This window comes from Collimonas sp., assembly GCF_035566555.1.
GTDB lineage: Bacteria > Pseudomonadota > Gammaproteobacteria > Burkholderiales > Burkholderiaceae_D > Collimonas.
The window spans coordinates 1-14,084 of record NZ_DATMRB010000138.1; the positions used below are offsets into that span (position 1 = coordinate 1).

At 58.7% G+C, this 14,084-nt stretch carries 11 protein-coding genes; 8 read left to right on the forward strand and 3 right to left on the reverse strand.

What is annotated here, in order from left to right:
- The 3 genes from VNZ65_RS17395 to VNZ65_RS17405 form a co-directional block, all read left to right on the forward strand.
- Positions 1-889 (forward strand): MFS transporter (locus VNZ65_RS17395; RefSeq protein WP_325671204.1); only part of this gene is annotated, 889 nt, incomplete at its 5' end.
- A gap of 2 nt (positions 890-891) precedes the next feature.
- A complete protein-coding gene (locus VNZ65_RS17400) occupies positions 892-1,803 on the forward strand; it encodes a glycoside hydrolase family 16 protein (protein ID WP_325671206.1) in 912 nt (303 codons plus the stop codon).
- Between the two features lie 16 nt (positions 1,804-1,819).
- Positions 1,820-2,980, forward strand: a complete 1,161-nt coding sequence (locus VNZ65_RS17405; protein ID WP_325671208.1) for a glycoside hydrolase family 18 protein — start codon at positions 1,820-1,822, stop codon at positions 2,978-2,980.
- Positions 2,981-3,004: 24 nt separating this feature from the next.
- Here the strand turns inward: VNZ65_RS17405 and VNZ65_RS17410 are convergent, their stop codons facing one another.
- Complete coding sequence (locus VNZ65_RS17410) at positions 3,005-3,466, reverse strand: MarR family transcriptional regulator (protein ID WP_325671210.1); 462 nt, start codon at positions 3,464-3,466, stop codon at positions 3,005-3,007.
- 192 nt (positions 3,467-3,658) lie between these two features.
- Between VNZ65_RS17410 and VNZ65_RS17415 the strand changes: the two genes are divergently transcribed.
- The 4 genes from VNZ65_RS17415 to VNZ65_RS17430 are packed head-to-tail and all read left to right on the forward strand — an operon-like array spanning position 3,659 to position 8,322.
- Entirely contained in the window at positions 3,659-4,084 is a 426-nt protein-coding gene (locus VNZ65_RS17415; RefSeq protein WP_325671224.1) for a MarR family transcriptional regulator, read from the forward strand.
- Entirely contained in the window at positions 4,081-5,637 is a 1,557-nt protein-coding gene (locus VNZ65_RS17420; protein ID WP_325671212.1) for a DHA2 family efflux MFS transporter permease subunit, read from the forward strand. The genes VNZ65_RS17415 and VNZ65_RS17420 overlap by 4 nt, the downstream gene beginning before the upstream one ends.
- A 55-nt stretch (positions 5,638-5,692) precedes the next feature.
- Positions 5,693-7,168, forward strand: coding sequence for an efflux transporter outer membrane subunit (locus VNZ65_RS17425; RefSeq protein ID WP_325671214.1), 1,476 nt, complete (start codon positions 5,693-5,695; stop codon positions 7,166-7,168).
- The gene (locus VNZ65_RS17430) at positions 7,165-8,322 is read left to right on the forward strand and encodes an HlyD family efflux transporter periplasmic adaptor subunit (protein WP_325671216.1); all 1,158 of its coding nucleotides are present in this window, start codon (positions 7,165-7,167) and stop codon (positions 8,320-8,322) included. The genes VNZ65_RS17425 and VNZ65_RS17430 overlap by 4 nt, the downstream gene beginning before the upstream one ends.
- Positions 8,323-8,405: 83 nt before the next feature.
- Here the strand turns inward: VNZ65_RS17430 and VNZ65_RS17435 are convergent, their stop codons facing one another.
- Positions 8,406-9,692 carry a carbohydrate-binding protein gene (locus VNZ65_RS17435; protein WP_325671218.1) on the reverse strand — a complete coding sequence of 429 codons (1,287 nt, stop codon included), beginning with the start codon at positions 9,690-9,692 and terminating at the stop codon, positions 8,406-8,408.
- A 574-nt stretch (positions 9,693-10,266) separates the two neighbouring features.
- Here VNZ65_RS17435 and VNZ65_RS17440 point away from each other — a divergent pair.
- Entirely contained in the window at positions 10,267-11,664 is a 1,398-nt protein-coding gene (locus VNZ65_RS17440; RefSeq protein ID WP_325671220.1) for an amino acid permease, read from the forward strand.
- Positions 11,665-12,133: 469 nt separating this feature from the next.
- Here the strand turns inward: VNZ65_RS17440 and VNZ65_RS17445 are convergent, their stop codons facing one another.
- Positions 12,134-13,699, reverse strand: coding sequence for a hypothetical protein (locus tag VNZ65_RS17445; protein WP_325671222.1), 1,566 nt, complete (start codon positions 13,697-13,699; stop codon positions 12,134-12,136).
- Between the last annotated feature and the right edge of the window lie 385 nt (positions 13,700-14,084).

Genomic DNA, 14,084 nt, shown 5'->3' on the forward strand with positions numbered 1-14,084 from the left:
CGCCGGCTGGCAGGGCGGCTTCTACAATGTGGCGCGCTTCTTTTCGCTGGGCGGGCTGGTGGTGCTGGCTGGCTATTTCGAGAAGCACATGGCGGTGGCGCAAGCCTGGAGCCTGATCTTCGGCATGCTGGGAGTCAGCATGCTGCTGCTGGCGATCTATCATCTGTGGGCCTTGCCGGCGGGACGCAATCCGCCGCGTCCGGCCGGCGGCAAAGGGGTTATGCGGGGCGTCTGGCTGACCTTGCGCGAAGTGATCATCGATTTCTTCCAGAAGCCGGGCATCTGGCTGGCGATCCTGTTCATCATCCTGTTCCGCGCCGGCGAAGGGCAGATCACCACCATCGGCCCGCTGTTCCTGCGGGCGGCGCGCGCTGAAGGCGGTCTCGGGCTGGCGACAGCGGAAGTCGGCGCCGTGTACGGCACGCTGGCAACCGTGGCCTTCATCGGCGGCAGCCTGCTGGGCGGCTATTTCACTGCCTGGCGCGGCTTGAAGCGCAGCATGTTCTTCCTGATCCTGGCGATGAACCTGCCTAACCTGGCCTACTTTTTTCTGAGCACCGCGATGCCGACCAACCTGGGCGTGATCGGCGCCGCCCTGAGCCTGGAAATGTTCGGCTACGGTTTCGGCTTCGTCGGCCTGATCCTGTTCATCATGCAGGAAGTCGCGGTCGGCAAGTACCAGATGGCGCACTACGCGTTGGGCACCGGCATCATGCAGCTGGGCTATGTGCTGTTCAAGATCGTCAGCGGCTCGGTGCAGGCTGCCCTCGGCTACCAGCATTTTTTCCTGTGGGTGCTGGTGTCGGCGATCCCGGTGCTGCTGCTGTCGCGCATCGTGCCGATCGGACGCCATGAAAAGGCTGCCGCCGATGCGGCGCGGGCGGCTTAGCCATGAAACATTTTCAACGCGGTTTGCTGGCGCTTGTTTCCGTGCTGGCGGCGCACAGCGCCATGGCCGCTGCCGATGCCATATTCTTTGACGATTTCCATTATGCCGATGCCGCCGCGCTGGCGGCTGGCGGCTGGAAGATCCGCGACCAGCAAGGCCATCCCGGCATAGAGCACGGGCAGTGGGGACCGGATACCGTCAGCCTGGTGGATGATCCGCAAAGCGGCGGCCAGCGGCTGTTGCGCCTGAACGCCAGCACCGACGGTACGGCTGTAGGTACGTTCCAGGCCCAGCTTTGCCATCAGCGCAAATATTTCGAAGGGACTTACGCCGCCCGCATACGCTTCAGCGATGCGGCGGTGACTGGGCCCGGCGGCGACCTGGTGGTTGAATCTTTTTACACCTCCAGTCCGCTCAAGCACGATTTCGATCCGCAATACAGCGAACTGGACTGGGAGTACCTGCCCAACGGCGGCTGGGGCAATCCGCACAGCAGGCTGTACAGCGTGTCCTGGCAAACGGTGCAGATGGAGCCCTGGAATGCGTTCAACCAGGTGCACGAGGAACAGCGCGCACTTGGCGGCTGGCATACCGTGCTGATGCAGGTCGGCGGCGGCAAGATCCGCTACTTCCTGGATGGCGTACAGCTGGACGAACACGGTGGCCGCAATTACCCTGCGCAGCCGATGTCGATCAACTTCAATTTGTGGTTTTCTCCCAGCGGAGTGCTGCCCGATACCAAGGCGGAGCGGCGCTACCAGCAGGACCTGGCATGGGTAATCCATGTCAAGGACCAGCTGCTGTCGCCGGCGCAGGTCGACGCGGCGGTGAATGCGTACCGCCGGAGCGGCGTGCATCAGGTCGATACAGTCGCGGCCATGACGCCGCCGTTGCCGTCCAACTGCGATTTTTAAATAAACGAGAGACAGAATGAAACTGATGCGCTTATCGATGCTGCTTGCAGCGCTGTTGCCTGCCGTAGCCATGGCGGCGCCCTACAAGGTGGTCGCATACTATTTGCCGTCGCAGCAGCGCCAGTACTCTGCGGCGGACATAGACGCCAGCAAGATGACCCATCTGAATTATGCATTCGCGCTGATCAAGGATGGCGAGATCGTCGCCGACCAATCCTCCGGCAGCGACCAGAGCGCGCGCGATTACATCGTGCTGCGCGGCCTCAAAAGCCGTTCTCCCAAGTTGAAGACGCTGATCTCGGTGGGCGGCTGGGCCGGTTCCAAGGAATTTTCGGATGTGGCGTTGACGCCGCAGTCGCGCCGGAAATTCGCCGACAGCGTCGTCGCCTTCCTGCGTAACAACGGTTTCGACGGTGTCGACATCGATTGGGAATTCCCGGTAGCCGGCGGCGATGCCGCCAACATCATGCGGCCGGAGGACAAGCAGAACTACACGCTGCTGCTGCAGGCGCTGCGCCAGCGCCTCGACAGCGCCGGCAAGCAGGAGCACCGCAGCTATCTGCTGACCGCGGCGATCGGCAATAACCAGGGATTTTTCCAGAACACCGAAATGGCCAAGGTCGCTGCGATTCTCGACTGGGTCAACATCATGACCTACGACTTCAGCGGTTCATGGAGCAAGTTCGCTGGCCATGTGGCGCCCTTGTACAATGATCCGGCGCTGGCGCGGCCCGACGCCAACCCCAAATTCAATGTCAGCAGCACGGTCGAGATGGCCTTGCAGGCCGGCATTCCAGCGCGCAAGCTGGTGCTGGGCATGCCGTTCTACGGCTATAGCTGGAAGCAGTGCGGCGCGCAAATGCACGGCCAGCATCAGGATTGCAACGGCAAGGGCCGCGGCGGTGTCGAGCCGGGTGAACTGGATTTCGCCGATATCAGCGCCACGCTGGTCAATCGCAACGGTTTCACCCGCTATTGGAACGATGCGGCCAAAGTGCCTTATCTGTTCAACCCGGATACCGGCGAATTTGTCAGCTATGACGACCTCGAGTCGCTGGACTATAAAATCAGATACCTGAAACAGATGGGCCTGGGCGGCGCGATGTTCTGGCAATTGTCTGCCGACCGCAATGCGGTGCTGCTGGATAAAGTGGCGGCCGAGCTGTTGCAGCCTTGATTTTTCCGCTCCCCGGAGAGAACTTCAAGGCTTGGCGTCGCAAGCGGCTGCTTCCGCAACGGCTTGCAGATGTTCGAGGAATTTGACGGCAGCCGTTAGCTGCTGCTTGTCTACGTTGGCCAGCAATTCCTTGCGAAAAGCATCGGCTTCTGCCTTGACCTTGGCATACAGCTGGTGGCCGGCCTTGGTCAGCACCACCAGCTTGACGCGGCGGTCAAGCGGCGACGGTTCGCGCACTACCAGTTCCGCTTTCACCAGACGATCGATGGTCGCCACCATCGTCGCTGCTTCAATCCCGACCCGGTTTGCCAGTTCGATCTGCGACAGCGGTTCTCCCGCCTTGGCCGCGATCGCGATCGCGGTCCAGCTGGCCTGGCTCAGGCCAAGATACTTCAGCCGCCGGTCGACCGCCAGCTTCCAGGCGCGCGCCGTGTTGTGCAGGGCGCTGGAGAAGTGTTCTTCAAGCGTATTCGAATTCGAAGCCATCTAATTTCTGGTTGCCTGTTTAATTGCATAGTCTAGCAGAATGCGCCAGCCCGCCGTCCCTGAGCATGCGCGGAGGCGCGAGTGCGCGAAAAGAAATCTTAAAAGCCTTGTTTTTCACCAGGAAGCACATTACAATTTTAATTAGATAGCTAATGATTAGTTATATTATTATTAGGATTGAAATTGTTGACCATGGAAGAACGCTTCACGGCAGCCCTGCACAATGCGGCCCGCTGCTGGCGCCAGGCGCTGGATCGTCACCTCAAATCCCTGGGCGTAGGGCAGGCCGGCTGGATGGCGATTGCCATGATTGCCAAGGCCGGCCAGCCGCAGTCGCAAACCGAGCTGGCGCATATGCTCGGGGTGGAAGATCCGACCATGATGTCGATGATAGACCGGCTGGTGAAAGCCGGATTCGTGACGCGTCAGCCGTCGGCAACCGATCGCCGCGTCAAGCTGGCGGTGCTGACCGCTGACGGCCTTGCGCTGTACCGCAAGGTAAAAGCCGAGGCGGATGCGTTTCGCATCGAATTCCTGGCGGAAGTCGACAAGGAAAAATTGCGCAGCGCCACCGAGATGCTGGAAGCGCTGAATGCAGCGGTGGAGGCAAGGCTATGAGCAGCACGGCAGCCGCGGCCGGCCCCGAGGTTCCTATCAATCGCCGCATGATTACCATTTTCATCATGCTGGCGACCATCATCCAGGCGCTGGACGGCACTATCGCCAACGTCGCCCTGCCGCACATGCAAGGCAGCTTGTCGGCATCGCAGGACCAGATTACCTGGGTGCTGACTTCCTACATCGTGGCAGCGGCGATCACCACGCCGCTCACCGGCTGGCTGTGCGACCGCTTCGGCCAGAAGAGTATTTTCCTGGTTTCGATCGCCGGCTTTACCATCGCGTCGATGGCGTGCGGCGTCTCGATGTCGCTGGCGCAGATTGTCGCGGCGCGCTTGCTGCAGGGGGTGTTCGGCGCGGCGCTGGTGCCATTGTCGCAGGCGGTGCTGCTGGATATCAATCCGCGTGAAAAACACGGTTCGGCCATGGCGGTATGGGGCATGGGCGTGATGATCGGCCCGATCCTCGGTCCGACCCTGGGCGGCTGGCTGACCGACAGCTATAACTGGCGCTGGGTGTTTTTCATCAACGTGCCGATCGGGTCGCTGGCCTTTTACGGCATCTTGAAATACATACGCGCTACCACTGCGGCGCGCCGCATGAGCTTCGACATGTTCGGTTTCGCTACGCTCAGCATCGCCATCGGCGCCTTGCAGATGCTGCTCGACCGCGGCGAACAGAACGACTGGTTTTCCGCGCGCGAGACCTGGATCGAAGCGATTGTGCTGACCATGAGTTTTTGCTATTTCCTGGCGCATACCGCACTGCGGCCTGCCGGCAAATCCTTCTTTGACTACCGGCTGCTGAAGAACTCCAATTATGTCACCGGCCTGCTGTTCATCTTCATCGTCGGCCTGGTGCTGTTTGCCACCCGCGCGCTGACGCCGTCGATGCTGCAGGCCTTGATGGGCTACCCGGCGAAAATCGCCGGCCTGGTGACCGCGCCGAGCGGCTTCGGCACCATGCTGGCGATGCTGGTGGTGGGGCGGCTGGTGGGCAAGGTGGATTTCCGGGTGCTGCTGGCGATCGGCTTTTCCGTCACCGCGTTCTCGCTGTGGCAGATGTCGCGCTATACGCTGGTGCTGTCGCCCAGCGACATCGTCTGGCCGGGCGTGATCCAGGGGATAGGTCTGGGCCTGGTGTTCGTGCCGCTGAGCGCGGCGACGTTTGCCACGCTGACCCCGGAAATGCGCGCCGAAGGCACTGCCATCTACAGCCTGATCCGCAATATCGGCAGCAGTATCGGGATCGCCTTGGTGCAGACCTTGTTGGTGCGCAATACCCAGATCGCGCACTCGTCGCTGGTGGAAAAAATATCCAGCGCCAGTCCTGCCTACCAGGATGCGATGGTGGCTTCGACCTACAACCTGGCGACGCCAGGCGGCCTGGCCGTGATCAACGACGAGGTCACCCGGCAAGCATCGATGATCGCCTATGTCAACGATTTCTGGCTGATGCTGATCATGACCTTGCTGGTGATCCCCTTGCTGCTGCTGATCCGTCCGCCAAAAACCAGTACACCGGTGGCGATGGACCACCCGGCGATGGAGTAAGCGCATGCATCCACTGCTAACAAAAATCCTTCTTCCGTCCGGAGAAAATCTCGCTGTGCATATATCAACATTAAAACCGCTTGCCCTGTCGCTGGCGATTGCGCTGGGCGTGGCGGCCTGCGCCACGGTTCCGCCCGACCGCAACATCTATCCGCAGCAGGACCTGGCCAAGGTGCAGCTGGCGGCCGACATCAAGCTGGCCAGCGAAGGCTGGCCCGACAGACAATGGTGGACCCGCTACGGCGATCCGCAGCTCAATCGCTTGATAACGCAAGCACTGGCCGCCAGCCCGACGCTGGAAGTTGCCGCCGCTCGCATCGACTCGGCGCGCACCACGCTGGCGTTCAATCGCGCCGACAAGGGCGCCAACGTCAATTTGAATGTGGAAGGAACCCGCCAGCGCTATTCCAGCAACGGCCTGTTCCCGACGCCGATAGGCGGCGCTTATTACACGGAAGCGATAGTGCAGGTGCAGGCCAGCTACGACTTCGACTGGTGGGGCAAGCACCGGGCACAGATCGCCGCCGCGCTGGGCGAGGTGAATGCGCAACGGGCCGACTACGCGCAGGCGGAACAGCTGCTGGCCGCCGCTACCGCGCAAAGTTACTTCAGCCTGCAAGGCGGCTGGGCCAGACTGGCCAATCTGCGCCAGACGATCATCACGCAAAGCGACATCGTTGCCGATGTCAGCAAGCGCGTTGCGCACGGGCTGGCGGCGATAGACCAGCAGCGCATGGCGGAAAGCGAACTCGGCACCCTGAACCAGCAGGCCGCGCAGCTTGAAGCGCAGACGGCCGCCGAGCGTGAAGCGTTGCGCGCCCTGATTGCCGGCGACAGCAATGCGCTGGCCGACCTCAAGCCGCGGCAGTTGAACGCCGTTTCGCACGCGCTGCCGGCCAGGCTGGGCATGGAATTGCTGGCGCGCCGGCCGGATCTGCAGGCCGCCCACTGGCGCGTGCAAGCATCGCTGAGCCGGATCGAAGCGACCCAGGCGGCGTTTTATCCCGACATCAACCTGAGCGCATCGGTCGGACTGGATTCGATTTCCATGGGCAATCTGCTGAATGCGGCCAGCCGCACTCTGTTCCTGGGGCCGACCTTGTCGCTGCCGCTGTTTGACAGCAAGCGTCTGGATGCGCGTCTGGAATCTTCCCGTGCCGAGCGCAACGGGCTGATCGCCGACTACAACCAGACCGTGCTTAACGCGGTGCGCGATGTGGCACAGCAAGCCATCAGCGTGCGCGGCCTGGAGAGCCAGATCAGCCGGCAGGACGAGGTGATGCAAGCCAATCGTGACCTGCTGCAAGCCGCGCAGGCAAAGTTCCGGCAGGGGCTGGCCGATCGCAGCACAGTGCTGAATGCCGGCGTGTCTCTGTCTCGCCAAGAAGATGAAAACCTGCAGCTGCACAGTCAGCAGTTGCTGGCAGAGGTGGCGCTGATCAAGGCCTTGGGCGGCGGTTATCGCATCGACAACGCCGGTCCGGACGCAGCGCTTACCCAGACCTCAACACAAACGGAATATTCGCAATGACCACAGCTACTCAAGACTTACCCAATTCCGGCAAACGCAAGCTCGTGTTGCTGGGCATGACCCTGGTGTTCATTCTGATCGGGGTTGCTTACGCCATCTACTACGTGCTGGTCCTGTCGAAAGAAGTGGATACCGACAACGCCTACGTCGGCGGCAACCTGGTCAATCTGTCTTCGCAGGTGGCGGGCAATGTGCAGGAAATCCGCGCCGATGAAACCCAGATGGTGCAAGCCGGGGCGGAGCTGATCAAACTCGATCCCATCGATGCCGACGTCGCGCTGAACCAGGCCGATGCCCGTCTGGGCACGACCGTGCGGCAGCTGCGCGAACGCTACGCGAATCTGGCGCAGTACGATGCCACCATAGAGCAGCGCAAGCTGGTCTTGCAGGATGCCAGCGACGACCTGGCGCGCCGCCTGCCGCTGGCGGCGGATCATACCGTGTCCGGTGAGGAGGTCGCCCACGCCCGCCAAGCCGTGGCAAACGCCAAGGCCTCGCTTGAGGTAGCGCTCAAGCAGGCGGATGCGAATCGCGCCGGCATAGCCGGCGTCAGCCTGGAACAGCATCCCGGTGTGTTGGCGGCCAAGGCCGACTTTGTGCAGGCCTGGCTCGCTGTGCGGCGCAACGCGATCCTGGCGCCGGTGACGGGCTATGTGGCAAAACGCAGCGTGCAGGTTGGCAACCGGGTCACGCCGGGCACGGCCATGATGTCGATCGTGCCGCTGGACCAGTTATGGGTGGATGCCAACTTCAAGGAATCTGAACTCAGGGATATCCGCGTCGGCCAGAGCGCCAGCATAGAAGCCGATGTCTATGGCGGCAAAGTGGTTTACCACGGCAAGGTGCTGGGTTTGTCGGCCGGCACCGGCAGCGCCTTCTCGCTGCTGCCGGCGCAGAATGCGACCGGCAACTGGATCAAGGTGGTGCAGAGGGTGCCGGTGCGGATTTCGCTGGATGCCAGGGAACTGGCAAAACATCCGTTGCGGGTGGGCCTGTCGACGGTGGTCACGGTCGACATCAGCCGCACGGACGGTCCGATGCTGGGAATGTCCATGCCTGCCGCGCCCGTGTATTCCACAAAGACGCTGGGTCAGCCGGTGCCGGAAGCGGAAGCCGCGGCCGATGCCATCATCAGGAAGAACCTGGCCAGGTAAGGCCGGCCGGCTGAATCCGCACATAAAAAAAGCCCCGTGCAATCATGCACGGGGCTTTTTTACACGACGTTTTCAAGACTGCATTACAGTCCCAGGCGCGAGATGAAGGCGTTGGTGAAGCCCAGGGTACCCGCCGTGCCGTAGGTATTGCAGGTTGGCGAAGCCGAGCCCGGCGCGCAGTCGCGGTCGCGATCGAAGGACCAGTAGTGGATACCGGCCAGACCATTCTGCTGTGCAAAGTTGACCAGCGTTGCGACATCGGCGATGGAGAAGGTTTCATTGGCCGAATCGTTGCCGCCTATCATAGGCGTTACTTCGATCTGCTTGTACGGCACGCCGTTCTGGTTGTGCAGATTGATGGCCGATTGCACCGCTGAGGCGCCCATGTCGCAGCCGCCGCTGCTGTTGAGCATGCAGTTGCCGCCGGCCGGGCTGCCGTAGTCCATCGCCATCAGGTTGATGGTGTAGTTGGTCAGGCCGTAAGCCTGGATCGACTGCATCACTTGCACGCCATAGTAGCCGAGGCTAGGCGAAACATTGCCGCCCAGCGTCGCTACCGTGAAACTGAAGCGCAGGTTAGGGTAAGCAGCTTGTGCGTTTTTCACGCGCAGCACCAGGTTGTTGATATCTGCCGTGGTCTGGCCAGCTTCAATATCGAAATCAATGCCGACCAGGTTGGCTGAATAATAGGTCTGGATGAATTTCGTGAAGTCGGCATCACTGGTGCAAGTGAATGAACCTGAGGCGCCGCCGGTGGAGACGATGTACTTCTTGCCGGCGTTGACGAAGGCTTGCACATTGGCTGCGGCGAAGGCCGATGCCGAGACGCCGCCCCAGTTTTCGCTACCGCAGGCGCCGGTGGCAAAGGCCCAGGTCAGGGTGGTGAGCTTGGCTGGCATGGCGCTCAGCACGGTTTGCGCGCTGCCGTTGACGGCGGTGCTCATGGCGTAGGTATTCCAGTTCAGATTGATGCTGCCATCTTTGTACGGACTGAAAACGAAGCCGGCCGGTGTGGTGCCGCCGCCTGGAGGAGGCGGTGGTGGTGGCGGTGGTGGCGGTGGCGGTGGCGGCGGGGTGACGACGCCGCCGCAGTTGTTGACGATGGTCCATGGCTGGCCGGTGCCCGAGCCGCCGTTATTGGTCGAAGGATTGTTCCCTTGGGTCCACCAGTTGGCTTTGTAGTTGACGCCGTTGTAGCTGACGGTAGCGCCGCCGGTATACGCCACGCTGGCGTCCCACGCTGCATAACAAGCTACCGTGGTGGCTGCTTGCGCGCTGGCCGCCAGCAAGGGGCTGGCCTCGGCGCCGCCGCTCATGGCGGCGCTGCAGGCAAGGGTGAGCAAGAGACCCTGTATCAGTTTCAGTTTCAATTTTCTCTCCTGAGAAGGTTGGTCGGGCAGCGTGGGAAGAGCAACTGCCGGTAGGCATGTCTAAACCTGTTGTGCGATGTGAACCAAGAATCGAAGCCGTTGCAAATGCCGCTGCGCCGGATCGCTGAGGACAGACGGCATCTCATCCATCATCTTCCGTATTTCCATATGGAAATACCGAATTAAGGGCACTGTAAGAGCGCAAAAAGTGGATGTCAATCTGTATCTAACTGGTATTGCGTTAATAAATTTGTGGTCTTATTTTGGTGCGTTCTGTTAAAGGATAAACCGTTGTTTATATTGATTTTTATAAAAATCGGATAGACAATTTTTTGATAAGTGGACTTGTCGCTTTTTTTGCGATCAGAGACTGGAAATACGCGTCTGGAAACAAATCTGCGCCCGGGATGGCGGTTTGGCGGGAGCGCGGGGGGGGGGTGCGGCGGGCGGTTTTCCGGGCCGGCTGGCGCCAGCAAGTATAATTCCTGCCTTTTTCACTATTTCCCGCTTTTCCCGTGGGGAAGCGCCGCCCAGCGCTGGGTTTGGCGCCGCTGTTTTCAAAGGAAGTTGTCGCATGAGTTTATTTCGTACCAAAGACCTGGATCAGATGATTCATTCCAGCCGCACCGATACCGGCCTGCAGCGTACGCTGGGGGCGATGGACCTGACCTTGCTGGGCGTCGGCGCGATTGTCGGCACCGGCATTTTCGTGCTCACCGGCAGCGGCGCCTTGCTGGCCGGTCCCGGTCTTTCGCTGTCCTTCATCCTGGCGGCGATCGCCTGCGGTTTCGCTGCGCTGTGTTACGCCGAGTTCTCGTCCACGGTACCGGTCTCCGGTTCGATCTATACTTACAGCTACGCCACCATGGGTGAAATCGTGGCCTGGATCATCGGCTGGGACCTGATGCTGGAATACGGCTTGGCGACCTCGGCGGTGTCGGTGGGCTGGTCGGGTTATATGCAATCCTTGCTGTCAGGTTTTGGCATTGGTTTGCCGACTGTGCTGACGGCGGCGCCGGGCGCTGTCCCTGGGGTGACTACCTGGTTCAACCTGCCGGCCTTCTGTATCCTGCTGCTGATCAGCGGCTTGCTGTCACTGGGCGTGCGCGAATCGGCGCGCGCCAACAACATCATGGTGTTCATCAAGATCGCGGTGGTTGTGCTGTTCATCGTGGTCGGCGTCGGCCACGTGCAGCCGGCCAACTGGCAGCCGTACCTGCCGTTCGGCTATAACGGTGTGTTCAACGCTGCGGCGATCGTGTTCTTTGCTTTTATCGGTTTCGACGCGGTGACTTCGGCGGCCGAGGAGGTCAAGCACCCGGCGCGCGATTTGCCGATCGGGATCATCGCTTCGCTGGGGATCTGCGCCTTGCTGTATGTGGTGGTGGCGGCGGTGATGACGGGCATCGTGCCGTTCCAGAAATTTGCTGGGGTCGATCATTCGGTGTCGCTGGCTTTGCAGTATGCGGGGGAGAACTGGGTGGCGGGGTTTGTCGACCTGGGGGCGATCATTGGCATGACGACGGTGATCCTGGTGATGACTTACGGGCAGACGCGGATTTTGTTTGCCATGTCGCGGGATGGCTTGTTGCCGAAGAAGCTGTCCAGCATTCATCCGCGTTTTGCGACGCCTTTCTTTACTACCTGGCTGGTGGGTATTGTGTTTGCGTTTATTGCGGCGCTGATTCCTTTGAATATCCTGGCTGAGCTGATCAATATCGGGACCTTGATGGCGTTTTCCCTGATCGCGGTGGCGGTGCTGGTGTTGCGCCGGACGCGGCCGGATCTGCCGCGGGCGTTCCGTTGCCCGGGGGTGCCGTTCGTGCCGTTGGCGGCAATCGGCTTTTGCGTGTTCCTGATGTTCCACCTGCAGGCGGTGACCTGGATTGCGTTCCTGTGCTGGCTGGCAATCGGTTTCGTGATCTATTTCGGCTACGCCCGCAAGCGTTCGCTGTTGCATCCCGCGCCGTAGCTAAATGAGCGACCGCAGTAGCGGTCGCTGATGCATTACCGGCTGAGTCAAATGGGGTCAGAGTTTTTTTTCGCGGTTCTTTGCGAAAATTACTCTGACTCCATTTGACGTTCTACGGAGTGCGCTCGGTGGCATGCTATGAACGGTTGGTGCGTAAGTAAGACGTTTTCTACTCCGTGGTTACTTGCCGGGGGGCCGCCCGCCAGTTACTTTTTCTTGCTTCGCCCCCTCGCCGGGCGCAAGAAAAGTAACCAAAAAGAAGGCGGCAGCAAAGCCGTTGCCCTCCCTTCAGTTGGGTTCCCAAATCCGACCCGCGCCAGCCGGGTGAAGGGCAAAACTCGCCTTCGGCTCAAACATGCTTCTCGGAGTTCCCGGCTGACGTGCGCCGGATTTGGCAGCGTCGCAATGCGGTGCAAGTCCAAAGCAACGGCAATTTCAACAACAACCGCAATATCAACACCTAAGAAATTTAAATGGTAACTTGCCCCGATAGAATTAAGCCGTAAGAGTTAGCAGCAATTGCGGGGACGTAGATTGTTTTGCCATTTACAGTTGCGAACCCACAATTGTTGTTATACCCGTCCATGATGATGGCTGCGTATGGGGCAGTGGATTCTTGCCAGGGCAATGTGATTTGCGCTCCGACATTTGCTGAGACGCTTGTTGTTCCAGAAATATTGATGGAGAACGTTATCAAGCCGCCCTTTTTAACATATGTCCCAGAGATCGTTGGCGACCCGACGAATGTCCAATTGGCATTTAATACAGGAGTAAAGCCGATGTTTTCGCCATATCCTGTGAAGGTCAGATAGTTTAACTTCCATGTCGAGTCACCACCAATACTTCTTGGTAACTGGCTAGCGCTAACTCCATTGACATCAACGTACAGCGTTCCAGTCGTTGCCGCAATATTGTATGTAGTGTTCGCATGGGGATATAGCGACGTTGGGTTAATAATCGAAATACTCTGGTTCACACCAACAGAGCTGTCTATTTGAAATAGGTCCCCGATCCCAGTTGTTCCAGATGAGTTGTTGCTAGCACCCATTGGATTCGTGAAAACCAAATTGTATGAGCTGGATTGCATATAGAACACGCCCCTGCCATTGGCCTCTCCACCGCAACCAATAAAGGACATATTCCCGCACTTATTTATGGTATAGCCATACAGTGTAGCGTACTCGCTGGCGCAGCTAATTACGGACGAATAGATTGTGCCGACAAAATTGAAGGATCCTCCGATTTGGTAACAACTTTGGAAGGTCAAGCTAGTGTTTCTTGAGTTACTTTCAAATGCTGGCCCGCCCGCTGTGTATATTTTGCAGTTCTTGATATTTCCCATAAATGCGCAGGTCTCGTCAGTACCACCACCGAGTACGATTCCTTTTCCAAACACTCCTGTGCTTGATTCAACTTTAATGTTAGATATTTCAAAATCGTCCCCGGAATTGACATATATAGCTGTCCCGCCAGCTGTCCCGATTGTCATATGGGAAACGAAGAAGTCTTGTAAGGCTAGTCCTCTGAATCCGTTAATGACCAAACCACTTGCGCCTGATGGAATATTGTTGAAGTTGAGAGAAAATTTATTGTACGACAGCGCTTGTCGATCTATCAGTGACGCCCCGCCACCTTTAATAATTAATCCTTTTGCATTCGTAATCGTCAATGTATTGGAGAATGAATAGACGCCTGACATCAATATCGTTACGCATTGCGGTGATGTTGTACAGGCAGTCCATGCCGCAAGCGAATCGTTAGTGTTGGTCGGATCGGCTCCCCACCATTCTGGGCGTAGTGGTTGACCGTTGGAAATTGTGACTATGCTGGAAGTAGTAAAAAGCTGCGCTAAGGTATCGACTAAAAATGCAGTAATTGTTGTAGCTGTACCGATTTTCATCGTTCCTGGGATCAGAAGCGGAGCCTTATTATGTGTGGCAGCGGCGTTTGCATTTAGAAGGGGTGTACTGTCATCGGTAACTCCATCGCAAGCTGCACCATAGTCTTTAACATTGATAGGAAGATTGTTCGACAAAATTTGATCCTTCCGGATTTGCCACTGTGCCCGAGGCGCGGTTGGATCGTCGATCCGTATTTATTCTATAATATTGTTACTTTGGAATGAGTCGTTCTGGATAAAAGACTTGTACTATTTGTAATGATTTATCTGGGATTTGTTGCATAAATCAGCCGACGCGACATTCAGTAGTGGTCCCAGGCGAGCTAACGGTATGCCTAAACGTGCTTCACCGAGATATAGAACGGCGAATTGGAAAGGGAGAGGTGGCCCCGTTTGGTTGGACACGAATTTGAATTCGTTAGGTGGGGCTTTGCGAATGTAGGGTTATCCACGGCGCCGCTCGCCGGCCCATGCGCAGGGCAAGAGCATGCGGCGCGGTGGGTAACCCGGCCTGCCATCT

Excerpts from the sequence above, each read along its gene's own strand:
- VNZ65_RS17400 (WP_325671206.1), top strand. The coding sequence starts at position 892 with ATGAAACATTTTCAACGCGGTTTGCTGGCGCTTGTTTCCGTGCTGGCG.
- VNZ65_RS17405 (WP_325671208.1), top strand. The coding sequence starts at position 1,820 with ATGAAACTGATGCGCTTATCGATGCTGCTTGCAGCGCTGTTGCCTGCC.
- VNZ65_RS17410 (WP_325671210.1), bottom strand. The coding sequence starts at position 3,466 with ATGGCTTCGAATTCGAATACGCTTGAAGAACACTTCTCCAGCGCCCTG.
- VNZ65_RS17415 (WP_325671224.1), top strand. The coding sequence starts at position 3,659 with ATGGAAGAACGCTTCACGGCAGCCCTGCACAATGCGGCCCGCTGCTGG.
- VNZ65_RS17420 (WP_325671212.1), top strand. The coding sequence starts at position 4,081 with ATGAGCAGCACGGCAGCCGCGGCCGGCCCCGAGGTTCCTATCAATCGC.
- VNZ65_RS17430 (WP_325671216.1), top strand. The coding sequence starts at position 7,165 with ATGACCACAGCTACTCAAGACTTACCCAATTCCGGCAAACGCAAGCTC.
- VNZ65_RS17440 (WP_325671220.1), top strand. The coding sequence starts at position 10,267 with ATGAGTTTATTTCGTACCAAAGACCTGGATCAGATGATTCATTCCAGC.